This is a genomic window from Nocardioides nitrophenolicus (assembly GCF_016907515.1).
GTDB classification, from domain to species: domain Bacteria; phylum Actinomycetota; class Actinomycetes; order Propionibacteriales; family Nocardioidaceae; genus Nocardioides; species Nocardioides nitrophenolicus.
This window is the reverse complement of sequence record NZ_JAFBBY010000001.1, coordinates 4,144,975-4,167,795: the sequence shown is the minus strand read 5'-3', so window position 1 is coordinate 4,167,795 and position 22,821 is coordinate 4,144,975. Positions and strand designations below refer to the sequence as shown.

Below are 22,821 nucleotides of genomic sequence, written 5' to 3'. Positions count from 1 at the left end.
ATTCGCGCCGACCCGGCAGAAAGTAGCCTCGTAGGAGCCACTTTCTGCCGGGTCGGCGTGTTTCTCGAGCTACTAGGCGCCGGGTCGGCGGTGCTGGCACGATTCCGCTGTGGGGGTCAAGGTGATCGGCGGCTGGCTGCAGGAGCGCCACGCCCTGCACATGGGGCGCTGGCTGCTGGAGTTCGACCAGCCCGAGGCCGAGACCGAGTTCCGCGCGTACGACGACGCGGCGGGCCTGCGCCAGTCCCGGATCGCGGTGTGGGTGGCCGTGTTCTTCGTCCTGGTCTACGGCGGCATCGACTTCCTGGTCGTGGGCTCCGGCGACGCGGAGGCGGCGGCGATCGTCCGGTTCGCGGTGGCGACCCCGATCCTGCTGGTCGCGGCCGTCCTGGTCGGCCGGGCAGGCTTCGTGGCCCGTCACCTCCAGCTCAGCTCCGTGGTGCTGGCCGGTTTCCTGATGGTGCTGCTCGGCACCGTGCTGGCACGCACGGCGGACCTGCCCGCGACGTACGTCCACACCTCGGGGACGGTCACCCTGATCGGCGCGATCGGCCTGCTCCGGCTGCGGATGCACGCCATCGGCGCGGCCGTCGCCCTCTACGCCGCCGTCAGCCTCACCCTCCCCCGCGCGAGCGACCAGCTCGAGACGATCGTCGCACCGACGATCGGGATCAGCACGATCGCGGTCATCGTCGGGTACGCGCTCGAGCGACTGCGGCGCACCGCCTTCGAGCGCCAGCGCGAGGTCGAGCTGGAGCGGGCCCGCTCCGACGAGCTGCTCCACAACGTGCTCCCCGCGCCGATCGTCGAGCGGCTGCGCACCGAGCGCGGCGCGATCGCCGACTCCGCGCCGAACGTGAGCGTGCTCTTCTCCGACATCGTCGGCTTCACGCCGGTCTCGGAGGCGCTGAGCGCCGAGGAGCTGGTCGGGCTGCTCGACACCATGTTCCGCGAGTTCGACGCGCTGTGCGACGACCGCGGCATCGAGAAGATCAAGACCGTCGGCGACGCGTACATGGCCGTCGCGGGCCTGCCCGTCCCCGACGAGAACCATGCCGCCTCCCTCGCCGAGCTGGCGCTCGACATGCAGCGCACGCTCGCCCGCCTCTCCCCTGCCTGGCCGAGCCCGATCGCGATGCGGATCGGCATCGCCTCCGGCCCGGTCGTCGCCGGGGTGATCGGGCAGCGCAAGTTCACCTACGACCTGTGGGGCGACACCGTCAACACCGCCAGCCGGATGGAGTCCCACGGCCGGCCGCACCGGATCCAGGTGTCCGCGGCGACGCACGCGCTGCTCGAGGACAGGTACATGTTCAGTGACCCGCAGCTGGTGGACGTCAAGGGCAAGGGGCCGATGACGACGTACTTCCTGCTCGGGGCGCCGGCGTAGGAATCACCGGTCGACCGGTTGTTCTGTCACTTGACGGGTTCTTCTGCCACTTGTCGGGCGTTGCAACGCCCGACAAGTGCAGGAATCGCCGGTCGACCGGCGATTCCTGCAGCTCCGCTCACGCGTCCTTTGCCGCCCGCAGCGCCTTCCAGCCGAGCGAGCCGAGCAGACCGGCGATCACGAAGTTCACGACGATCAGCACCGTGTGGGCGACCCAGTAGCCTGTCGCCCGGTCCTCGCCGGCGTCGTAGGCCTGGTAGAGGTTCTTGGCGAAGTTGCCGAAGGAGAAGACGTTCCAGGCCGCGACGGCGAGGAGCAGGATGGCGTGCTTGCGCTCGAACTTCACCTGCCCAGTCTCCCAGACCGTCCGGTACGACGACCGACCCGGGCGACGAGGGCCCCCGCGACCCCGCCGGCCGCGAACGCGAGCAGGCTCGGTGTCCGCGAGCCGGGGGCGTCCTCCGCCGCCGCTGCCGGTGCTCCCGGCGCTGGGGCGGCCGCGGCCGCGATCGCCCGGGCGGCCGGGACCGGCGCCGGCGGCCGCTCGGCGAGCGGACTGGTCTGGGCCCAGGCCGCGGCGTAGAGGATCACCCGCGAGAAGTAGTTGATCCAGACCAGCAGGATCAGTGCGATGCCGAACGCCTGGAACGCCGGTTGGCCGCGGGTGCCGGTCAGCAGCAGCCCGGAGAGCTGCTTGAGGATCTCGAAGCCGAGCGCGCCGAGCACGGCCCCGGACCACAGCGCCCGGTCCGGCAGGTCGGGGCGCACGAGCAGCCGGAACATCAAGAAGAACAGCAGCGCCGACGCCGCCAGGCCGAGCAGCACCGCGACCACGGCGACCAGCCAGCCGAGCTGGGCGCCGATGCCGATCGCGTCGAGCAACGCGCGTGAGGTCCGGGTGAGGACCGCCGACGCGATCACGCTGGCGAACAGGACGACGCCGAGGACGACCAGGGTGACCAGGTCGCGCACCTTGCCGATCACGAAGTTGGGCCGCAGCCGGGCGGGCATCTCGAAGAGGACCGTGAGCGCCGACTGCAGCGAGGACAGCCAGCCCAGGCCGGCGTACAGGACGCCGACCAGACCGATGATCCCGACCGTCCCGGCCGCGTCCTGGATGTCGGTCAGGTTCACCTGGCCGGTGCCGTCGCCGACCAGGCCCGGCAGCACCTCCTCGATGGCCTTGACCAGGGCGTCCTGCGCGTCGGGGAAGACCCGCGCGACCCAGCCGACCACGAAGAACGCCAGGGCGAGGATCGGGAACACCGACAGGAAGCCGAAGTAGGTGACGCCGCCGGCCTGCTGACTGCCCTGGACGGCGCCGTAGTGCTCCTGGGTGCGCACCGCGTGGTCGACGAGCGGCCAGCGCTCGCGGAGCTCGGCGAGCTTGTCCTTCGCGCGGTCGACGATCCTCATCGCGGCCTCCGGTGCGGTTCAGCCGAGCGGGAAGGTGCGGCTGGAGCGCCAGCCCTCCTGCTCGTGGTGGACGTACAGGTGGAAGTCGGTGACGTCGAAGGCGCACTCGAAGCCGGCCAGGTCGTCGAAGGCCGCGTCCAGGGTGGGGTCGTCGAGGTGGTGCGCGACGGTGACGTGGGGGTGGTACGGGTAGTCGAGGTCGACGGCGAGCGGACCCCGGCGTACGGCGTCGGCGAGCTGCTCGCACTGGGAGATTCCCTCGGCGAGGCTGACGAAGACGACGGGCGACACGGGCCGGAAGGTACCCGTTCCGCGCAGATGAACCCGGAACGGCGCCACCTTGCTCGCCACACGCTCGAGGTGGGCCTCGATCCCGGCGAGGTCGTCGGCCACCTCGGTCGGCGGGATGAGCGTGATGTGGCTCGGTACGCCGGCCGCGGTCGGGTCCCCGATCCGGTGCCGGTAGCCGACCAGCTCGGCGGCCCACGGCTCCGGGATGGCGACGGCGACGCCGATCACCGGCATCAGCGGGCCTCCGTACGACGCTCCACCGGTGCCACGAAGCCGACCCGCTGGTAGACGTCGCGCAGCGTGCTCTCGGCGACGGCGCCCGCCGTCTCGGCACCCTGCGCGAGCACCTGCATCAGGTGGTCCTGGTTGTCGAGGAGCTCCAGCGTCCGGTCCCGGAACGGGGTCACGAAGCCGACCACCACGTCGGCGAGGTCCTTCTTGAGGTCGCCGTACATCTTGCCGGCGTACTGCTCCTCGAGGGCCTGGACGCTCTCCCCGGTCAGCGCGGAGTAGATGGTCAGCAGGTTGCTGACCCCCGGCTTCTCGTCCTGGTCGAAGCGGATCTCGGTGCCGGAGTCGGTGACCGCCGAGCGGATCTTCTTCGCCGACCGGGCCGGTTCCTCGAGCATCTCGATGATGCCGTTGGGGCCCGAGCCCGACTTCGACATCTTCTTGGTCGGCTCCTGCAGGTCGTAGATCTTCGCGGTCGCCTTGAGGATGTAGGGCTCGGGCAGCCGGAAGGTCTTCTTGAACCGGCCGTTGAAACGCTGCGCGAGGTCGCGGGTCAGCTCGAGGTGCTGGCGCTGGTCTTCGCCGACCGGCACGTAGTGGGGCCGGTAGAGCAGGATGTCGGCGGCCATCAGGATCGGGTACGCGAACAGGCCCACGCTCGCCGCGCCCTCGCCGCCCTTCGCCGACTTGTCCTTGAACTGCGTCATCCGCCGCGCCTCGCCGAAGCCGGTCAGCCCGTTGAGCACCCAGCCGAGCTGGGCGTGCGCGGGGATGTGGCTCTGCACGAAGATCGCCGACTTCTCGGGGTCGACGCCGGCCGCGAGGAGCTGGGCGGCGCTGCGCAGGGTGCGCTCGCGCAGCAGCTTGGGGTCCCAGTCGGTGGTGATCGCGTGCTGGTCGGCGATGAAGAAGAACGGCTGGTGGTCGCGCTGCAGGTCCACCCACTGCCGCAGCGCACCCATGTAGTTGCCGAGGTGGAAGGAGTCGGCGGTCGGCTGGATCCCGGACAGCACGCGCGGTCGCGCGGCCCCCTCGGGCGCGGCCGGCTGCGCGGTCTCCGGCACGGGCGGGTGCTCGGTGGTGGCGGACATGGGAGCGATTCTCGCAGGCCGCCGGTTCTCCGCGTAAAGCCCCCGTCCCGCGCGGCCCGGGTTGCTCGTCGTATCTGACGAAGGGGCTGTGAATTCGTCGAACCCGCAGCCCGTTCGTCAGATACGACGGGGAGAACCCGCCCGGCGGTGAGCCACCGCGGAGACGAGCAGGATCGCCGTACCCAGTGCGGCGAGGGCCGCACCCACCAGCGCGGGAGCGCGGTAGCCGTGGCCGCCGGCGATGACCAGGCCGCCGAGCCAGGCGCCGAGGGCGTTGGCGATGTTGAGGGCGGCGTGGTTCATGGCCGCGCCGAGGGTGACCGCGTCGCCGGCGACGTCCATCAGCCGCAGCTGGAGGTTGACGACGAGCACCGAGCCGACGGCGGTGACCAGGAAGGCGACGGGCAGCAGCAGCCAGCCGTGGGGCGCGGCGGCGTAGTAGACGAGCATCAGCACGATGCCGGTGACGCCGGAGAGCAGCAGGCTGCGGAACACCGACCAGGCGGCGAGCTCGCCGGCGAGCCAGGTGCCGGCGACCATGCCGAGGCCGAGCGCCAGGACGAAGAAGGGCACCGTGCCGCGCTCGAGGCCGCCGACCTCGGTGACCGTCTTGGCGATGTAGGAGTAGACCGCGAACATCCCGCCGAAGCCGACCGCGCCGACCGCCATCGTCAGCCACACCTGCAGGCTGCCGAAGAACTCGCGCGCCTCCTTGCGGCCGCTGGCCTCGGTGTCGCCCGCCATCGACGGCACGGCGGCGAGCACCAGCGCCGCGGTGACCAGCGCCAACACCCCGCCGAGCAGGTACGTCGAGCGCCAACCGACCTGCTGGCCGAGGAAGGTGGCCAGCGGTACGCCGACCACATTGGCCACGGAGAGCCCGAGCATCACGCTCGCCACCGCCCGGCCCCGCCGCTCGGGGGCGACCAGGCTGGCGGCGACCAGGCTGGCCACGCCGAAGTAGGCGCCGTGGGGCAGGCCGTCGAGGAAGCGGGCCGCGGTCAGCACGTGGAAGCCGGGCGCGGCGGCGCTGAGCAGGTTGAACGCGGCGTACGCCGCCATCAGCCCCACCAGCATCGCCCGGCGCGGCAGGGCCGCGCCGAAGAAGGCCAGGATCGGTACGCCGACCACGACCCCGAGCGCGTACGCCGAGATGACGTGCCCCGCGTCCGGCACCGACACGTCGACGCCCCGGGCGATCTCGGGCAGCACGCCCATGGTCATGAACTCGGTGGTGCCGATGGTGAACCCACCGACCGCGAGCGCCAGGATCGCCAGCGCGGGTCGGCTGTGGGACACCGCCGGGCGCCCCTCGGTCGAGGTGGTCGTCGGCGAGGAGGTCACGGGGGATGCTAACCGGGCGGCGCCGCCGGCTATTCCAGGACGTCGGATGTCTGCGGCCCGGGCGTGGGCCGGGTCACGTCCGGGCCTCAGCCCGCGAGGTGCCCCCAGTCCCCCGCCAGCTCCGACCAGGGCCCGACCGCGGCGACCGCGCCGTCGACGAGGACGACGACGCGGTCGGCCTGGGCGAGGGCGGCGCGCTTCGAGGTCGCGCCGATCACGGTGGTGTGGCGCTCGCGCAGGGCGGCCCACAGCTCGATCTCGGTGGCGGCGTCGAGGGCGCTCGAGACGTCGTCGGCGAGGAGCAGCTCGGCGTCGGCGGCCAGCGCGCGGGCCAGGGCGAGGCGCTGGACCTGACCGCCGGACAGACGCACGCCGCGGTGGCCGATCACGGCGTCCGGGCCACCGGCGTCGGCGACGTCCTCGCTCATCCGGGCCGTCTCGATCGGCCGGGTGATGTCGCGGTCGTGGCCGAGCAGGATGTTGTCGGCGAAGGTGCCGGACAGCACCCGCGGCACCTGGGCGACGTGGGCGACCTGGCTGGGGCGCAGGAAGGTCTCGGGATCGACCACGTCGACGCCGTTCCAGCGCAGCGTGCCGCGGTGGTCGATCAGGCCGGCCAGCGAGGACAGCAGGCTGGACTTGCCGGAGCCGACCTGGCCGACCAGGAGCACCAGCTCGCCGCGCTCGACCGCGAGGTCGACCCCGGCGGCGCCGATGGTGCCGTCGTCGTGGACGGCGGTGTAGCCGGCCAGCTCGAGCCGGTCGAGCGGCACCCGGGTCGGCGCGACCGGCTCGGGCGCGACGCCGGTGACCAGGTCGATGCCGTCGGCCATCGCCATCAGGTCACGGCCGCCGGCGAAGCCCGCGGTGGCCTGCTGCCAGGCACGGGTGCCGGGGGCCTCGGTGACCACCGCGCCCGCGACCCGGCCGAACCAGTCGAAGCCGTTGACCGCGGTCGCGACGAGCAGCGCGGTGGCCAGCCCCCACACGTCCCACAGGTAGAGCGCCCAGGCGGCCACCACGCCGACCTGCACCATCACGATGGGTACGCCGTCGAGGACGGCCTGCACCCGGTGCTCGAAGACCGCCGCCTCGACCCGGCCGTCGTCGACCCGCCGGAGGTGGGCGTGGACCTGGGGGGTGCGGCCGGCGAGCTTGACCGTGCGGGCGGACTCGACGGCCGAGACGACGGCGCGGCCGAACCGGGCCCGGGCCGCCGACGAGCGCGCGGCCGACCGGCCCGCGATCGGCCGGCCGATCGAGGACGCGAGGGCGCTGGTGAGCATGACGACGAGCAGCACGCCACCGGCGAGCCAGGTGCCGCCGGCGACCATGGTGATCGCGGCGATGAGCAGACCGTTGACGAAGTCGACCCAGCGGTCGGCGTAGCGGGCGTAGCGGTCGGCGTCCATCGACCGGGCGACCACCTCACCGGGAGGGGTGCGGGGCAGCCGGTGGGCGCGGACCTGGCCGAGCAGCACCGACATCCGCACCCGCAGCATCACCTCGATCCACCAGCGCGGGTAGCGGCGGAAGGCGTCGGCGAGCAGGAAGGGCGCGACCAGCAGGCTGGCCACGAGCACGACGACCAGGGCGAGCGAGGACTCCCCCGCCTCGAGCCGCTCGACGATCCGGCCCCAGACGAAGCCGGTGATCGCGCCGAGCGGGGCGAAGATCGTGCCGCCGAGGAAGAGCAGCACCGACCAGGCGCCCCACCACGGCCGGACCCAGAAGGCGTTCCAGGTGCCGCGGGCGAGCGAGGAGCCGGGGTCGATCTCGGGCCGCTCGGGAGGCGGACCGGTGCGACGCCGACCGCCCACCGCGGCGCTCGCCTCGGCCGGGTCGAGATCGGCGTCGGCGAAGCCTTCGGTGTCGCTGGCGGCGAGCAGCCTGCGGAACGGTCCCTCGATCAATGCCAGCTCGTCGCGGGGGCCGTGCTGGATGACCGAGCCGTGGTCGAGGACGGCGACCGCCTCGGCGCGCTCGATCGTGCTCAGCCGGTGGGCGACGAGGATGCCGGTGCGGCCGCTGATCAGCCGGTCGGCGGCGGCGACCACGCGGGCCTCGGTGACCGGGTCCATCCGGGCGGTCGCCTCGTCGAGGACCACGACCTGGACGTGGCGCACCAGCAGCCGGGCGAAGGCGACCAGCTGCTCCTCGCCCGCCGAGAGGGTGGTGCCGCCGGGGCCGAGCACGGTGTCGAGGCCGTCGGGCAGGCCGGCGACCCACTCGGTGAGGCCGAGCTCGGCGACCGCCGCCTCGACCTCGGCGCGCGGCACCGGGGCGAACAGGGTGATGTTGTCGGCGAGGGTGCCGGCCAGGATCTCGGTGCGCTGGGTGACCACGCCGACCCGGCGGCGCAGCTCGTGGAGGTCGAGGGTGGTGATGTCGGCCCCGCCGAGGAAGATCGTGCCGGGCGGCGGCTCCGCGGCCCGCGAGAGCAGCGAGGCGAGGGTGGACTTGCCGGAGCCGGTGCGGCCGACGAGCGCGAGGGTGTGGCCCTGCTCGATGTAGAGCGTGACGTCGCGGAGCGCGAACGAGCTCTCGTTGTAGGCGAAGTCGAGGTGGCGGATGCGCAGGTCGAGCGCACCCGACGGGACGGCCGCGCCGCCCTCGGGCTCGGCCTCGACGGCCAGCAGCTGGCGCAGCCGGAGCACGGCGCCGAGGCCGGCCTGGATGTCGGGCAGCTGGTGGGCGAGGTTGTTGATCTGGCCCACGAAGATCGTGGTGACCAGGAACAGCGTGACCAGCCGCGCGACCCCGAGATGGTCGCCGCTGACCAGCGCGACGCCGGCGATCGCGATGGCGGCGAGCAGGCCGTGGAGCAGCAGGCCGACCTTGACCGCCAGCCGGGCCTCGATCATCAGCACCCGGCGGAACTTCTCGTGGACGTCGGCCGAGAGCCGCGCCAGCCGGCGTACGGCGAACGCCTGGCCGAGGCTGGTGCGGAGATCGTCGCGCCCCGCGACACCCTCCTCGAGCGCCGCGGCGTGGTCGGTCCAGGCGGCCTCCTCGATCACCTTGCGGCGGGCGATCTCGACCAGCGCCGGACGCATCACCCATACGGTCACCGCGCCGACGAGCGGGAACAGCACGAAGGCGGGCCACCAGGTGAAGCCGGCGACCAGCCACATCGGCACCGAGGCGAAGCCCGTGCGCATCGCCATCCAGATCTGCTGGCGGAGCAGGGTGCCGACCTCGTGGGTGTCGTCGTCGACGCGGTCGAGGACCTCGCCGACGGCCTGCTCGGTGAGGTGCTCCAAGGGCTGCTGCAGCGCGGCGCTGAGCAGGTCGCCGCGCAGCCGGCCCTCGGCCCGGTCGACCACCCCGGCCCACACCACCCGGCCGGCGGTGTCGACGACGGCGGAGCCGACGACGAACAGCGCCAGCCAGCCCACCAGCAGCGCGGTGGGGTGGTCGGCGATCCGGCCGGCGACGACCGTGCCGAGCGCCTGGCCCAGCGCCGCGACCGCGACCGCGCCCACGGCGAAGCCGGCGGCCGGCGTACGCAGGCGGCGCCAGTCGACGCGACGCGCCGGGTCGCCACCGACGGCGGGCCGCTCGGGGGCATCGGGGCGGGTCAGCGTCGTGGACATCGGGACCAGCGTAGGTTCCGGTGCCGACACTTCGCCTCCGAATATCTTCCGGTCCACCCCGGTAGTCCCGGCCCAAAAGCACCGAATCGATGCCCATTTCGGTGCTTTTGGGCCGGGACTATCGGAGGTGCGGCCGGGACTATCGGAGGTGCGGCCGGGACTATCGGAGGTGTTTGAGGGCCTCCCGGCGGCTCAGCGGGCTGAGCTCGTGGCGCTCGACGTAGGCGCGGACCCAGGCCGGGTCGACCTTCGCCACCTCGCGCAGCGACCAGCCCACGGCCTTGCGGAGGAAGAACTCGCGCTCGGCGAGGTTGGGCTCCAGCACCGCGGCCAGCAGGTCGAGATCGGTGCGCTCCTTGCGCCCCAGCTGGGAGATGATCGCGAGCCGGCGCACCCAGAAGGACGCCTCGTCGCTCGACCAGCGCAGCACCACCGTCGCCGTCTCCTCCGGATGGGCGTCATGGAGCTCGGCGACCCGGTGCGCGGCCTCGTCGACGTGGTCCCACCAGGCGCCGGTGCGGGCGACGTGCTCGTGGAAGGGCACCAGCCCCAGGTCGCCCCGGAGCGGGCGCAGGCCGACGAGCGCCGCCGCGGCGTACCTCTCCTCGCGGTGGGTCGCCTCGTCCCACAGCTCGCGCGCGGCCGCGCTCAGCTCGGCCGGGTCGCCGATCCCGAGGTCGCGGACCAGGTCGCGGACCAGGCGGCGTACGTCGGGCACCCGGACACCGAGGAAGGGCATCGCCGACTTCATGTACGCCTGCTGCCCCGGGGCCAGGGACGCGTCAGCCGCGGCCCGCAACGACGTGCGGACCGCGGCTGGCAGCGACATGGAGCGGCTCAGAACCCGGCGAGCGCCTCGTTGAGCGTCGCGCTCGGCCGCATCACGGCCGAGGTCTTCTCGGCGTCCGGGTAGTAGTAGCCGCCGATGTCGGCGGGCTTGCCCTGGACGGCGATCAGCTCCTCGGCGATCGTCGCCTCGTTGGCGCGCAGCGTCTCGGCGAGCGGCTTGAAGGCCGCGGCCAGCTCGGCGTCCTCGGTCTGCGACGCGAGCTCCTCGGCCCAGTAGAGCGCGAGGTAGAAGTGCGAGCCGCGGTTGTCGGTCGTGCCGAGCTTGCGGCCCGGCGAGCGGTCCTCGTTGAGGAAGGTGCCGGTGGCGCGGTCGAGGGCGTCGGCGAGGACCTGGGCCGCGGGGGCGTCGGCCTGCTCGGCGTACTTCTCCAGCGAGGGGACGAGCGCGAAGAACTCGCCCAGGCTGTCCCAGCGCAGGTAGTTCTCCTCGACGAGCTGCTGCACGTGCTTCGGCGCCGAGCCGCCCGCGCCGGTCTCGAAGAGGCCGCCGCCGGCGATGAGCGGGACGACCGAGAGCATCTTGGCGGACGTGCCGAGCTCGAGGATCGGGAACAGGTCGGTGTTGTAGTCGCGCAGCACGTTGCCGGTCACCGAGATGGTGTCCTCGCCCTTGCGCATCCGCTCGAGGGAGTACGCCGTCGCGAGGGTCGGCGCGAGGATCTCGATGGTCAGGCCCTCGGTGTCGTGCTCGGGCAGGTAGGCCTTGACCTTCTTGATCAGCTCGGCGTCGTGGGCGCGCGACTCGTTGAGCCAGAAGATGGCCGGCGTCTGCGAGGCGCGGGCCCGGGTGACGGCCAGCTTGACCCAGTCCTGGACCGGGATGTCCTTGGTCTGGCAGGCGCGCCAGATGTCGCCGGCCTCGACGTCGTGCTCGATCAGCACGTCGCCGTTGGCGGACAGGACGCGGACGGTGCCGGCCTCGGCGATCTCGAAGGTCTTGTCGTGCGAGCCGTACTCCTCGGCCGCCTGCGCCATCAGGCCGACGTTGGGGACGGTGCCGATGGTGGCCGGGTCGAGCGGGCCGTTCTTCTTCACGTCGTCGATGACGGCCTGGTAGACGCCGGCGTACGACGAGTCCGGGATCACCGCGAGGGTGTCGTCCTCGCCGCCGTCGACGCCCCACAGCCGGCCGCCGTTGCGGACCAGGGCCGGCATCGACGCGTCGACGATGACGTCGGAGGGGACGTGCAGGTTGGTGATGCCCTTGTCGGAGTTGACGTAGGACAGCCGCGGGCCGGCGGCGAGCGCGGCCTCGAAGGCGGCGTTGATCTCCGCGCCGTCGTCGAGCTTGTCGAGGCCGGCGAGGATCGCGCCGAGGCCGTCGTTGGCCGAGAGCCCCGCGGCGGCGAGCTGGTCGCCGTACTGGGCGAAGACGTCGGCGAAGTAGGCCTTCACGACGTGGCCGAAGATGATCGGGTCGGAGACCTTCATCATGGTCGCCTTGAGGTGGACCGAGAACAGCACGTCCTTGGCCTTGGCCTCGGCGAGCGCGTTCTTCAGGAACGCCTGCAGGTAGGACGCCTCCATCTTGGTGGCGTCGACGATCTCGCCGGCGAGGACCTTCAGACCGTCCTTGAGGACGACGGTCTCGCCCGCCGCGGTCTCCAGGACGATCGAGAGCGTGTCGTCGGCGGCGAGGGTCACCGACTTCTCGTTGCTCGCGAAGTCGTGGGCGGCCATGGTCGCGACATCGGTCTTGGACCCGTCGGCGAACGGCTTGTTGGTGTGGGGGTGGGTCTTCGCGTAGTTCTTGACCGACGCGGGCGCGCGGCGGTCGGAGTTGCCCTCGCGCAGGACCGGGTTGACCGCCGAGCCCTTGACCTTGTCGTACTTGGCCCGGATCTCCTTCTCCTCGTCGGTGGCGGGAGCCTCGGGGTAGTCGGGGACGGCGAAGCCCTGCTCCTGCAGCTCCTTGATCGCGGCCTTGAGCTGCGGGATCGAGGCGGAGATGTTGGGCAGCTTGATGATGTTGGCCTCGGGCGTCTTCGCGAGCTCGCCGAGCTCGGTCAGCGCGTCGTCGGCGAGGCCGAACTGGGCGAGGATGCGCGCCGCGACGGAGATGTCGCGGGTCTCGAAGGCGACGCCGGCCTTGGCGGCGAAGGCCTCGACGATCGGCAGGAAGGAGTACGTCGCGAGCAGCGGCGCCTCGTCGGTGTGGGTGTAGATGATGCTCGACATGTCCGGGCGTCACTCCTGGGCCGTGGATGGGATTCTTGACGTCAAGATACCTGATGCCGGGGCACACGTCCCCTTCGGCAGCCACAGTAATGACTAGGCTGGCTCGTGTAACCCGGCGGTTTTCGGGAGCCCCACGGAGGAGAAGGTCCAGCCCATGTCAGAAGAAGCAGTGGATACGTCCACACCACCCACCCTCGTCCAGAAGATCGCGGCCGAGGCCCTCGGCACCGCCGTCCTCGTCTTCATCGGGTGCGGCTCTGCGGTCATCTTCACCAACGCCGCCCGCGACGACACCGGCCTCGCCGGGCTGTTCGCGATCACGTCCATCGGCCTGTCGTTCGGCATCGCGGTGATCGCGATGGCCTACACCTTCGGCCGCGTCTCCGGCGGCCACTTCAACCCGGCCGTCTCGGTCGGCGCCGCGCTCGGCGGCCGCATCTCGTGGAAGGACGCCGGTCTCTACAGCGTCGCCCAGATCGTCGGCGGCCTGGTCGGCGGCCTCCTGCTCGCGCTCACCGCGCTCTCCAGCGACTTCGGCTGGGAGTTCGGCGACCCGCTCGGCTCCAACGGCTTCGGCGACCACGGCGGCGTCGAGCTGCTCGGCGCGCTGCTCATCGAGTTCATCCTGACCTTCATCTTCGTGACGGTCATCCTCGGCACCACCGACGCGCGCAACCGGGCCGTGGCCGCGATGGCCCCGCTCACCATCGGCCTCACCCTCGCGGCGATCCACTTCGTGGCCATCCCCGCCACCGGTACGTCGGTCAACCCGGCCCGGTCGATCGGCGTCGCCTTCTTCTCCGGCAGCGACGCGATCGTCCAGCTCTGGCTGTTCATCGTGGCCCCGCTCCTCGGCGGCGCGGTGGCCGGTCTGCTCTACCCGCTGGTGTTCGGCCACGGCACCGACCCGGTTCCCGGCTCCGGCCTCAACTTCGGCGCCGGCGGCTCGTCCGACCCGGCCTTCACCCAGCAGTGGAACCAGCAGGCCTACGGCCAGCAGCAGGCCTACGGTCAGCACCAGGCGCAGCCGGGCCAGCAGGCCGGTCAGGTCGCCCAGCCCGTCCCGCAGCAGGGCCAGCCGATCATCCAGGACGGCTGGCAGTGGGATCCCGCGTCCCAGCAGTGGATCCCGGCCCAGCAGCCCGCCGCCCCGGCCGCTCCCGCGGCTCCGGCCGCTCCGGCCGCTCCGGACCCGCAGGCCGGATGGGCGCCTCCGGCGAGCGACCAGACGCAGGTGCGTCCGCCGCAGTGAGCGCCTGATCCAGCAGTGACCTAGCGGGCCTCGTCGTACGCGACGAGGCCCGCTTCGTCCGTCCGGACCAGGCCGACGCCGCGGGCATAGGTCTCGTCACGGGAGCCGGCGGCGTCCTCGATCTCGAGCCGGACCGTGCGTCGGTAGGTCGCGAGTGGGGTCCTGGTCTCCGCGCCGACCTCCGCGACGGTGGCGACCTCGGAGCGGCCCGGCGCGGAGGAGGTGCGGAAGCCGTCGCCGAACCGGGGCGCCGCGGGCATCGCGAGCCCGGCCTCGGCGCCGTCCGCGCCGGCCCGCCACTCCCCCTCGCGACCGAACCACCACACATTGCCGGCCCGGTCCTGCGCGAAGTGGTCGCGCACGAGACTGCCGTCGGCGTTGGTGCGGACCAGGGTCGTGGTCGCGACGCCGGCGACCGAGGGCCCCGGCTCGACGGTCAAGGTGAACGCGGGCGCACCACTCACCCGGTCGGCGTACGACCAGCGGGAGCCGACCGCCAGCGGCAGCCACGGGTTGTCGACGCGGGCGACGAAGTCGGCCGCGGCGGGATCCGGGGTCGGGATGACCAGGCCGTCGACGCCGGTCGGCGGGCTCGGCGCCGACGCGGACCCGCAACCGGCCAGCGTCACGCCCGCGAGGCTGAGGGCCGCGATCGCCGCGGTCGCACGTCTGCGCATGCCCGTCATCGTCGCAGCACCCGGACCGCCTCCCCGCGCGGGGCCACGCGCTGCTAGCGTCGCTGGCGTCCATCGAGTTCCTTGAAGGAGTTTCCTCGTGAGCACCACCCCGCTCAAGGTCGCCGTCACCGGCGCTGCCGGCCAGATCGGCTACAGCCTGCTCTTCCGCATCGCCAGCGGCGCCATCGCCGGTGACCGTCCCGTCGAGCTGCGCCTGCTCGAGATCGAGCCCGCGCTCAAGGCGCTCGAGGGCGTCGTCATGGAGCTCGACGACTGCGCGTTCCCGAACCTCGCCGGTGTCGAGATCGGCTCCGACCCGGAGAAGATCTTCGACGGCGTCAACCTCGCCCTGCTCGTCGGCGCCCGCCCGCGCGGCCCCGGCATGGAGCGCGGCGACCTGCTCTCCGCCAACGGCGCGATCTTCACCGCCCAGGGCAAGGCGCTCAACGCCGTCGCCGCCGACGACGTACGCATCGGCGTGACCGGCAACCCGGCCAACACCAACGCGCTCATCGCCGCGAGCAACGCCCCCGACATCCCCAAGGAGCGGTTCTCGGCGCTGACCCGCCTCGACCACAACCGCGCGATCTCCCAGCTGGCCGCCAAGACCGGCTCGGCCGTCACCGACATCAAGAAGATCACGATCTGGGGCAACCACTCGGCCACCCAGTACCCCGACATCTTCCACGCCGAGATCGCCGGCAAGAACGCCGCCGAGGTCGTGAACGACCAGGCCTGGATCGCCGACACCTTCATCCCGACCGTCGCCAAGCGCGGCGCCGCGATCATCGACGCCCGGGGCGCCTCCTCGGCCGCCTCGGCCGCGTCCGCGACCTGCGACGCCGCCCGCGACTGGCTCAACGGCACCCCCGCCGGCGACTGGGTCTCGATGGCGGTCGTCTCCGACGGCTCCTACGGCGTCCCCGAGGGCCTGGTCTCCTCGTTCCCGGTCACCACGGCCGACGGCAACTGGGAGATCGTCCAGGGCCTCGAGATCGACGACTTCTCGCGCGGCAAGATCGACGCGTCCGTCGCCGAGCTGGCCGACGAGAAGGCCGCGGTCACCGAGCTCGGCCTGATCTGATCCCGTACGACGAAGGGCCGGTGCCGCGCGGCACCGGCCCTTCGTCGTACCTGGGTGGGCGGCGGGACTGCTGGGACTGCGGGGTTGCTGGGGCTGCTGGGGCTGCTGGGGCTGCTGGCCGGCGGGGCGAACAGCGCTGTAACACGTTGTCCGCCGTTGTAGCGGACCCGAGACGTCGCGCAGGACCCGTCGTACGGGTCCGATACAGCCGACAGGCGTCATCCAGAGCGGCGGACAACGTGTTACAGCGCGAGGCAGCACGAGGCAGCACCACCCCCGCGCCACCCAGCGCCACCCCGACGAACAATCGCGAGAGCTAACCCTGCTCGGGGATGCTCCCCGCGAGCAGCACCAACCCGATCGCCACGGCGAGCAGGATCCCGACGTCGAGCAGCCGGTGGCGTACGGCGAGCATCCCGGCGTCCTTCTCCGGCAGGCCGAGCCGCAGCAGCGCGGCCGCGGCCAGGCCGCCCGACATGATCCGCAGGCCGACCCGCCAGTCGGACGCGCCTGCCACGACCAGGCCGATCCCGACGACCACCAGCACCGCGATGTAGCAGGCGCCGCCGATCGTCGAGGGGTACCGGCGCGGCTCCTCGGGCGGGTCCGGGCTCTCGTCGTTCAGCGCGCTGCCTTCCCGCCGAGCTCGGCCTGCTTCTCGGCCATCGACACCACGTTCGCGAGCAGCATCGCGCGGGTCATCGGACCCACCCCGCCGGGGTTGGGCGAGACCCACCCGGCGACGTCCCAGACGTCGGCGGCGACGTCGCCGGCGATCTTGCCGTCGACCCGGCTCACGCCGACGTCGAGGACGGCCGCACCGGGCTTGACCATGTCGCCGGTGACGATGTCGGGTACGCCGGCCGCCGCCACCACGATGTCGGCCTTGCGCACGTGGGCGGCGAGGTCGACGGTGCCGGTGTGGCACAGCGTCACGGTCGCGTTCTCGGAGCGACGGGTCAGCAGCAGCCCGAGCGGGCGGCCGACGGTGATCCCGCGGCCGACCACGACCACCTCGGCGCCCGCGATCGGCACGTCGTGGCGGCGCAGCAGCTCGACGATGCCGTACGGCGTACACGGCAGCGGCGCCTCGTTGCCGAGGACCAACCAGCCCAGGTTGGTGGGGTGGAGCCCGTCGGCGTCCTTGGCCGGGTCGATCAACCCGAGCACCCGGTTCTCGTCGCGTCCGCGCGGCAGCGGGAGCTGCACGATGTAGCCGGTGCAGTCGGGGTCGGCGTTGAGGCCCGCGACGGCCTCCTCGATCTCGGCCTGCGTCGCCACCTCGGGCAGGTCGACGCGGATCGAGGCGATGCCGACCTCGGCGCAGTCCTTGTGCTTGCCGTTGACGTACCACCGCGAGCCGGGGTCGTCGCCGACCAGCACGGTGCCGAGCCCGGGAGTGATCCCCTGCTCGCGCAGCTTGTCGATGCGAACGCGGAGCTCGTCCTTGATCGCGGCCGCGGTCGCGTTGCCGTCGAGCTTCTGTGCAGTCACCCGAACATCCTCTCAGTTGGCGAAGGTAGGTCCCCGCAGGGGCGCGTGCCGTGCAGTTTGTGCCGGCTCGGCGCGGATTCAGCGCCAGTTTCTGCCGGGTCGGCGCACATCCAGCACCACTTTCTGCCGGGTCGGCGGATCAGGGTCAGTGGAAGAAGTGGCGGGTGCCGGTGAAGTACATCGTCACCCCGGCCGCCTCGCACGCCGCGATGGTCTCCTCGTCGCGCACCGAGCCGCCGGGCTGCACGATCGCCTTCACGCCCGCGTCGAGCAGGATCTGCGGGCCGTCGGCGAACGGGAAGAAGGCGTCCGACGCGGCGACCGAGCCGCGGGCCCGCTCGACGCCCTCGACGAGGGTGTTGGCGCGCTCGACGGCGAGCTTGCAGGAGTCGACGCGGTTGACCTGGCCCATGCCGATCCCGACGGCGCCACCGTCGCGCGCCAGCAGGATCGCGTTGGACTTGGCCGCGCGCACCGCGCGCCAGGCGAAGGCGAGATCGGCGAGGGTCCGCTCGTCGGCGGCCTCCCCCGTGGCGAGCGTCCAGGCGGCCGGGTCGTCGCCCTCGGCCTGGAACTGGTCGACGTGCTGCATCAGCAGGCCACCGCTGATCGGGCGGGTCTCGACGCCGCCGGTCCGCAGCGGCTCGGCGACGAGGATCCGGATGTTCTTCTTGCCTTGGAGCACCTCGACCGCGCCCTCGTCGTACGCCGGCGCGACGATCACCTCGGTGAAGATCTCCGCGACCTGACGGGCCATCTCGACCGAGACCGGGACGTTGGTGGCGATCACGCCGCCGAACGCGGAGACCGGGTCGCACTCGTGGGCGCGGCGGTGGGCCTCGGCCACGTCGGCGCCGACGGCGATGCCGCAGGGGTTCGCGTGCTTGATGATGGCGACGGTCGGCAGGTCGCCGTGGTCGTACGCCGCGCGCCGGGCCGCGTCGGTGTCGACGTAGTTGTTGTAGGACATCTCCTTGCCGTGCAACTGCTCGGCGGCGGCGAGCCCACCGGGGCCGTGGCCGGAGCGGTAGAGCGCGGCGGGCTGGTGCGGGTTCTCGCCGTAGCGGAGCACGGCCTGCTGGTCCCAGGTGCCGCCGATCCACGCCGGGAAGCCGGTGCCCGCGGAGGAGTCGGTGAGCACCGAGCCCATCCAGGACGCGACCTGGACGTCGTACGTCGCGGTGTGTACGAACGCCTTGGCGGCCAGCGCCTTGCGCTCCTCGTAGGTGAAGCCCTCGCCCTGCGCCGCGGCGAGGGCGGCGGCGTAGTCGGCGCCGTCGGTGACGATCGCGACCGACGGGTGGTTCTTGGCCGCGGCGCGCACCATCGACGGGCCGCCGATGTCGATCTTCTCGATGCAGTCGTCGACGCCGGCACCGGAGGCGACGGTCGCGGCGAACGGGTAGAGGTTGACCACGACCAGGTCGAACGGCACGACCTCGAGCTCCTCGAGCTGCCGCACGTGGTCGGGCAGCCGGCGGTCGGCGAGGATGCCGGCGTGGACGCGCGGGTGCAGCGTCTTGACCCGGCCGTCGAGGCACTCCGGGAAGCCGGTCAGGTCCTCGACCTTGGTCACCGGGAGGCCGAGCGACTCGATGAGGGCGGCCGAGCCGCCGGTCGACACGAGCTCGACGCCGGCGGCCGCGAGGCCCTGCACCAGCTCGTCGAGGCCGGTCTTGTCGAAGACGGAGACCAGCGCGCGCTTGATCTTGATCCGGTCGGGCGTGGCGGACATCGAGGGGCTCCTCATCGGTCGTCGGTCTCGATGAGGGCACCCAGGCGATCGATGCCGACTCGTCACTCCCTGGTGGTGGCCCACCTGCGCCAGTCGTGTGCCCTCAGTCTATCGACGTTCAGCCTCCCAGCCGAACCCGCCGGCCGTCGACCGTGAACCCCTCCCGCGCCATCCGGCCGACCGACTCGACGAGCATGGCGCGCTCGGCCGTCTTGATCCGCTCGTGGAGGCTCTCGACGGTGTCGTCGTCCTCCACCGGTACGACGGTCTGGGCGACGATCGCGCCGGTGTCGACGCCCGCGTCGACCACGAACAGGGTCGCGCCGGTGACCTTCACGCCGTACGCCAGCGCGTCGGCGGGACCGTGCATGCCGGGGAACGCCGGCGAGAGGGCGGGGTGGGTGTTGACCGTGATCCCGCCGAAGCGGTCGAGGAACTTCGCCCCCACCAGCTTCATGAACCCCGCGAGCACCACCAGGTCCGGCTCGAAGGCGGCCACCTTGTCGGCCAGCGCCCGGTCCCAGTACGCGCGGCTGCTGTGGTCGCCGACCTTGGCCACGAAGGTCGGCACGCCGGCCCGCTCGGCCCGGGCCAGGCCCTCGATGCCGTCGCGGTCGGCGCCGACGGCGACCACCCGGGCGCCGTACGCCGGGTCGGCGCTGGCGTCGAGCAGTGCCTGGAGGTTGGTGCCGGAGCCCGACACGAGGACGACGAGGCGAGGACGGGCGGGCACGCCGGGAGTCTAGGACCTCTCGGAGGTCAGGAACGACGCGGCAGCCGGGCGCGGACCGCGCGCAGCGCGGAGCGGACCCGGCCGTCGGTGTCGCGCTGCCACCAGCACACGAGCAGGGCGCCGAGCACCCCGCCGATGCCGAAGGAGGTGATCGCGTGCAGGAGCACGTCGAAGGCATAGGGGCCGACGTCCTGCATCCGGCCCGGGCCGACCGCACCGCCGGCGAGCATCGAGGCGAGCGCGAGGAGCACGCCCGCGCCGATCCCACCCGCGCAGCCGCGGATCGCCGCCCGGTCCCAGGCCAGCACCGGACGCTCCCGCTGCACCTGGCCGGCGACGAGCGCGGCGAGCAGCAGCGGCGTGAGCATCAGCCAGTCGGTCCACCACGGCTGGCTGCCCTGGTCGGGCAGGGCCGCGAGCAGCGGGAACATCGGCAGCGGCCCCAGCACGACGGCCGTGGTGGACACGGTGGTGCCGGCGCCGACGGTGAAGCCCGGGCCCAGCAGGTAGGCGCTGGAGAAGAGCAGTGCGTTGGGGAGCAGCAGCAGGGTGAGCACCGTCATCAGCAGCACCGCGCCCGCGTCGGCGTGCAGCTGGGAGACCACGTTGGCGGCCGTCGAGAAGTCGAGGACGAACGCCGCGACCAGGGCGACCAGGCTCACCAGCGCCCACCGGGAGAGGATCCGGCGGGCGACGAGGGCGGAGTCGCGCACCGCCGCGGGGACGACGGGCAGCCAGACCGCCGCCCGGCCGGAGCCGAACGCGATGGCGGGCGCACCCACGCCGACCCCGAGCAGCACCGACCACACGACGACCCGCGCGGTCGACGGCGAGGAGGCGGCGGTGGCGGCGAGCGAGGCGGTGAGGACGCCGACGACGGCGTACGCGACGGTGAACAGGCCGGCGGCGTAGGGGACGGTGAGGTCGCGGGCGCCGTCACTGATCCGGTCGGCGTCGGGGCCGTGCCCGGAGATCGACTCGCCCACCCGGTGCCCGACCCGCCAGACCACCCAGGCGCACAGCGCGGTCAGCCCGAGCGGCATCGCGGTGATCCGCACGCCCTCGACCGCGACGGTGGAGCCGTGGGCCATCAGCCAGCCATGGGCGCCCACGCGGAGCGCACCGCTGGGGGCGCCCTCGCCGCCCGCGTCGGTGAGGAACCAGCCGACGACCGCGACCGCGAGGCAGACCAGGAGCGGCGCTCCCGCGGCGACCACGCCGCCGATGGTGGCGGTCGGCACGAGCGGCCGCGTCGTGGCCAGCTGCCGTCGCAGGTCGGCGTCCGAGGCGGGCCCGGGGCGCCCGGGTCCACTGCGGCGTGCCGGCGGCGACTGGAGGGACGTCATGGTCCGTCCATCTTCACGCGCCGACCCGGCCGGTTCGCGGCCGCCACGCCGGGAAGGCCGCCAACACCGACGAGACGACCGCCACCGCACCACGGGTTGGAGCCGATGACCCCCGGCGAAGTAGGTTGGTGCGGCCATGACCGCGGACGACCAGGTGACCCCCAGCACCGACCAGCCCCGGTCCGCCTACGTGAGCAGCGCGGACCTGACCGAGAGCTTCGACGCCTTCTACAAGGACACCCGCGACCGGCTGCTGCTGCAGACCTTCGCGCTGACCGGTGACCTGGCGGTCGCCCGCGGCGCGGTGCGCGAGGCGTTCGTCGTGTCCTGGCACCACTGGCGCAAGACCGAGCGGCTCCCCGAGCCCGAGTCCGCGGTCCGCCCGGACGCTTGGCGCAAGGCGCTGCGACGCGCCAGCACCCGGCCGTGGCACCGCAAGCAGGACCTCGGCGAGGAGACCCGCCGTACCCTCGAGGCGCTCGGTGCGCTCCCGGTGATCCAGCGCAAGGCTTTGCTGCTCACCCAGCTCGCCGCGGTGACCATGGAGGAGATGGCGCAGGAGATCGGGCTGCCCGCCGAGGCCGCCGAGCGCGAGCTGCAGCACGGCGCCGCCCAGTTCGCGACCGCGCTGGAGATCCCGACCTCCGCGATCCCGCTCGCGCTCAACGGGCTCGCCGACGCCACCCGGTCGGTGACCTGGCCGCGGGTGACCATCATCCGCCGCGCCGGCGCCGCCCGCCGCCGCGCCCACACCATCATCGGCGGCGCGGTCGCGGTCGTCGCCCTCGTCGCCGGTGGCGCCGTCGCCACCGACAGCACCGGTGTCCGCCCCTCCCTCGACCGCGAGGAGGTGCCCGCCGCCGCGGGCCCGCCGCCGGCCGGACCCGCGATCACGACCCTGCCCGACACCGCCCTGCTCCCCCTCGACGCCCTCCCGGAGACCGTGCGCGGGCGCGGCTGGCAGCAGGGCACGACCGGCGACAACTCCAGCGGCAACGGCCTGGTCCTCCCCTGCCAGCCGGTGCGGTACGCCGATCCGCAGGGCACCGCCGCGTGGGTGCGCACCTTCCGCGACAGCTCCCGGCCGCAGGCCCAGCGCAACCTGGTCCAGGTCGCCGAGGCGTCGTCGTCCGAGCAGCGCGCGATCCGCACCTACCGCCACGCCCGGCGCTGGTTCGCCACCTGCCCCTCCCCCGTCGAGGACGCGACGGCGGTCCCGCGGGTGCAGCTGGTCAGCACCGCCGACCTGCCGGGCGTGGGCGACCAGGCGACGCTGTTCGTGCTGCGCTCGCGCGCCGACGCCACGACGTACGTCGTCGGGGTCGCGCGCACCGGCCAGTTCACCACCGTGACCTCGCTGTCCACGACGATGCCGCCGGCGCAGGCCAACCGCGCCGGCGTGGCCCGCCTGCTCGCCACCGCCGTCACCCGGGTCTGCGAGCTGCCCGACGCCGGGGCCTGCGCCAGCCCCGACCCGACGCCGACCCCGCGGGCCCCGTTCCCCGCCGGCTCGACCCCGTCGATGCTCTCCGAGATCGACCTGCCGCCCATCTCCCCCGATCCCGGCCCGTGGGTCGGCACCCCGGCCGCGAAGCTCACCGAAGACCGGATCGACGCCGGGGCGATCGGCTGCGACACCGTGCACCTCTTCGGCAGCTTCCGGGACCGCGCGATCCAGGCCAACGAGTTCCGCACCTTCGTGTTCAGCGGCGCCAAGCTGCCGCCCCAGGTCGGCCTCACCCAGACCGTCGGCACCCTGCCCGCGGGCGCCGCGGGCGGCTTCGTGACCCGGTTCCGCGAGCAGATGGCCGCCTGCCCCGACCTCGACGCCACCGCCGGCACCGAGGTCCAGGAGCTGCTGACCACCGGCAAGGGGCCGCAGGCCCTCTCCGCGTGGCATCTCAGCACCGCCCTGCCCGGCGACCGCACCATCGAGTACGACGTCGCCGTGCTCCGCCAGGGCACCGCCGTGTCGGTCCTCGCCTACGTCGCGGCGCCGAAGGCCACCATGGCCAACGAGGACTTCGTCGCCCTCGCCCAGCGCGCCCTCGAGCGGTTGGCCCGCACGGCTCCCTACGCTCCGTAGGAAAAGTTCCGGGATCCGTGCAACCGGC

General features: G+C 72.9%; 18 protein-coding genes and 1 riboswitch. Of the genes, 4 read left to right on the top strand and 14 right to left on the bottom strand.

What is annotated here, in order from left to right; all coding sequences use genetic code 11:
- The first annotated feature begins 109 nt into the window (after window positions 1-109).
- The gene (locus JOD66_RS29605) at window positions 110-1,390 is read left to right on the top strand and encodes an adenylate/guanylate cyclase domain-containing protein (protein WP_204838585.1); all 1,281 of its coding nucleotides are present in this window, start codon (window positions 110-112) and stop codon (window positions 1,388-1,390) included.
- 118 nt (window positions 1,391-1,508) lie between these two features.
- On the opposite strand, the gene JOD66_RS20095 is transcribed toward JOD66_RS29605, so the two are convergent.
- From JOD66_RS20095 to JOD66_RS20060, 8 genes are all read right to left on the bottom strand, one after another.
- Window positions 1,509-1,736: an SCO4848 family membrane protein gene (locus tag JOD66_RS20095; RefSeq protein ID WP_204838584.1), complete on the bottom strand. Its 228-nt coding sequence runs from the start codon at window positions 1,734-1,736 to the stop codon at window positions 1,509-1,511.
- Window positions 1,733-2,806, bottom strand: coding sequence for a YihY/virulence factor BrkB family protein (locus JOD66_RS20090; protein ID WP_204838583.1), 1,074 nt, complete (start codon window positions 2,804-2,806; stop codon window positions 1,733-1,735). The genes JOD66_RS20095 and JOD66_RS20090 overlap by 4 nt, the downstream gene beginning before the upstream one ends.
- An 18-nt stretch (window positions 2,807-2,824) precedes the next feature.
- Window positions 2,825-3,331: a 2'-5' RNA ligase family protein gene (locus JOD66_RS20085; protein ID WP_204838582.1), complete on the bottom strand. Its 507-nt coding sequence runs from the start codon at window positions 3,329-3,331 to the stop codon at window positions 2,825-2,827.
- Window positions 3,331-4,419: a tryptophan--tRNA ligase gene (gene trpS, locus JOD66_RS20080; protein WP_204838581.1), complete on the bottom strand. Its 1,089-nt coding sequence runs from the start codon at window positions 4,417-4,419 to the stop codon at window positions 3,331-3,333. Before trpS ends, JOD66_RS20085 begins: the two co-directional genes overlap by 1 nt.
- Window positions 4,420-4,536: 117 nt before the next feature.
- Window positions 4,537-5,763 carry an MFS transporter gene (locus tag JOD66_RS20075; RefSeq protein ID WP_307823622.1) on the bottom strand — a complete coding sequence of 409 codons (1,227 nt, stop codon included), beginning with the start codon at window positions 5,761-5,763 and terminating at the stop codon, window positions 4,537-4,539.
- 86 nt (window positions 5,764-5,849) lie between these two features.
- Window positions 5,850-9,359, bottom strand: a complete 3,510-nt coding sequence (locus JOD66_RS20070) for an ATP-binding cassette domain-containing protein (RefSeq protein WP_204838580.1) — start codon at window positions 9,357-9,359, stop codon at window positions 5,850-5,852.
- 160 nt (window positions 9,360-9,519) lie between these two features.
- Window positions 9,520-10,188, bottom strand: a complete 669-nt coding sequence (locus JOD66_RS20065) for a DNA alkylation repair protein (protein ID WP_204838579.1) — start codon at window positions 10,186-10,188, stop codon at window positions 9,520-9,522.
- Window positions 10,189-10,196: 8 nt separating this feature from the next.
- A complete protein-coding gene (locus JOD66_RS20060) occupies window positions 10,197-12,386 on the bottom strand; it encodes an NADP-dependent isocitrate dehydrogenase (RefSeq protein ID WP_204838578.1) in 2,190 nt (729 codons plus the stop codon).
- A 154-nt stretch (window positions 12,387-12,540) separates the two neighbouring features.
- Between JOD66_RS20060 and JOD66_RS20055 the strand changes: the two genes are divergently transcribed.
- Window positions 12,541-13,638 (top strand): MIP family channel protein, encoded by a 1,098-nt coding sequence (locus JOD66_RS20055; RefSeq protein WP_204838577.1) that lies wholly within the window; start codon window positions 12,541-12,543, stop codon window positions 13,636-13,638.
- Between the two features lie 20 nt (window positions 13,639-13,658).
- Here JOD66_RS20055 and JOD66_RS20050 read toward each other — a convergent pair whose 3' ends face one another.
- Window positions 13,659-14,315: a hypothetical protein gene (locus tag JOD66_RS20050; protein WP_204838576.1), complete on the bottom strand. Its 657-nt coding sequence runs from the start codon at window positions 14,313-14,315 to the stop codon at window positions 13,659-13,661.
- 97 nt (window positions 14,316-14,412) lie between these two features.
- Between JOD66_RS20050 and JOD66_RS20045 the strand changes: the two genes are divergently transcribed.
- Window positions 14,413-15,399, top strand: a complete 987-nt coding sequence (locus JOD66_RS20045; RefSeq protein ID WP_204838575.1) for a malate dehydrogenase — start codon at window positions 14,413-14,415, stop codon at window positions 15,397-15,399.
- A gap of 316 nt (window positions 15,400-15,715) precedes the next feature.
- Here JOD66_RS20045 and JOD66_RS20040 read toward each other — a convergent pair whose 3' ends face one another.
- The 5 genes from JOD66_RS20040 to JOD66_RS20020 form a co-directional block, all read right to left on the bottom strand.
- Complete coding sequence (locus JOD66_RS20040; protein WP_204838574.1) at window positions 15,716-15,940, bottom strand: DUF3017 domain-containing protein; 225 nt, start codon at window positions 15,938-15,940, stop codon at window positions 15,716-15,718.
- An 80-nt stretch (window positions 15,941-16,020) separates the two neighbouring features.
- A complete protein-coding gene (locus JOD66_RS20035; RefSeq protein WP_204838573.1) occupies window positions 16,021-16,893 on the bottom strand; it encodes a bifunctional methylenetetrahydrofolate dehydrogenase/methenyltetrahydrofolate cyclohydrolase in 873 nt (290 codons plus the stop codon).
- A 145-nt stretch (window positions 16,894-17,038) separates the two neighbouring features.
- Window positions 17,039-18,628, bottom strand: a complete 1,590-nt coding sequence (gene purH / locus JOD66_RS20030) for a bifunctional phosphoribosylaminoimidazolecarboxamide formyltransferase/IMP cyclohydrolase (protein WP_204838572.1) — start codon at window positions 18,626-18,628, stop codon at window positions 17,039-17,041.
- A gap of 31 nt (window positions 18,629-18,659) precedes the next feature.
- Window positions 18,660-18,728: riboswitch (ZMP/ZTP riboswitch) on the bottom strand.
- Between the two features lie 18 nt (window positions 18,729-18,746).
- The gene (gene purN, locus JOD66_RS20025) at window positions 18,747-19,361 is read right to left on the bottom strand and encodes a phosphoribosylglycinamide formyltransferase (RefSeq protein ID WP_204838571.1); all 615 of its coding nucleotides are present in this window, start codon (window positions 19,359-19,361) and stop codon (window positions 18,747-18,749) included.
- A gap of 26 nt (window positions 19,362-19,387) precedes the next feature.
- Entirely contained in the window at window positions 19,388-20,707 is a 1,320-nt protein-coding gene (locus JOD66_RS20020) for a cell division protein PerM (protein ID WP_204838570.1), read from the bottom strand.
- Window positions 20,708-20,843: 136 nt separating this feature from the next.
- On the opposite strand from JOD66_RS20020, the gene JOD66_RS20015 reads away from it, so the two are divergent.
- The gene (locus JOD66_RS20015) at window positions 20,844-22,793 is read left to right on the top strand and encodes a SigE family RNA polymerase sigma factor (RefSeq protein ID WP_204838569.1); all 1,950 of its coding nucleotides are present in this window, start codon (window positions 20,844-20,846) and stop codon (window positions 22,791-22,793) included.
- Window positions 22,794-22,821 lie beyond the last annotated feature (28 nt).

What these genes read in the sequence shown, in the direction of transcription:
- JOD66_RS20090 (WP_204838583.1), bottom strand. Translation starts at nt 2,806, where the DNA reads ATGAGGATCGTCGACCGCGCGAAGGACAAGCTCGCCGAGCTCCGCGAG.
- JOD66_RS20085 (WP_204838582.1), bottom strand. Translation starts at nt 3,331, where the DNA reads ATGCCGGTGATCGGCGTCGCCGTCGCCATCCCGGAGCCGTGGGCCGCC.
- trpS (WP_204838581.1), bottom strand. Translation starts at nt 4,419, where the DNA reads ATGTCCGCCACCACCGAGCACCCGCCCGTGCCGGAGACCGCGCAGCCG.
- JOD66_RS20070 (WP_204838580.1), bottom strand. Translation starts at nt 9,359, where the DNA reads ATGTCCACGACGCTGACCCGCCCCGATGCCCCCGAGCGGCCCGCCGTC.
- JOD66_RS20065 (WP_204838579.1), bottom strand. Translation starts at nt 10,188, where the DNA reads ATGTCGCTGCCAGCCGCGGTCCGCACGTCGTTGCGGGCCGCGGCTGAC.
- JOD66_RS20060 (WP_204838578.1), bottom strand. Translation starts at nt 12,386, where the DNA reads ATGTCGAGCATCATCTACACCCACACCGACGAGGCGCCGCTGCTCGCG.
- JOD66_RS20055 (WP_204838577.1), top strand. Translation starts at nt 12,541, where the DNA reads ATGTCAGAAGAAGCAGTGGATACGTCCACACCACCCACCCTCGTCCAG.
- JOD66_RS20050 (WP_204838576.1), bottom strand. Translation starts at nt 14,315, where the DNA reads ATGCGCAGACGTGCGACCGCGGCGATCGCGGCCCTCAGCCTCGCGGGC.
- purH (WP_204838572.1), bottom strand. Translation starts at nt 18,628, where the DNA reads ATGTCCGCCACGCCCGACCGGATCAAGATCAAGCGCGCGCTGGTCTCC.
- JOD66_RS20020 (WP_204838570.1), bottom strand. Translation starts at nt 20,707, where the DNA reads ATGACGTCCCTCCAGTCGCCGCCGGCACGCCGCAGTGGACCCGGGCGC.
- JOD66_RS20015 (WP_204838569.1), top strand. Translation starts at nt 20,844, where the DNA reads ATGACCGCGGACGACCAGGTGACCCCCAGCACCGACCAGCCCCGGTCC.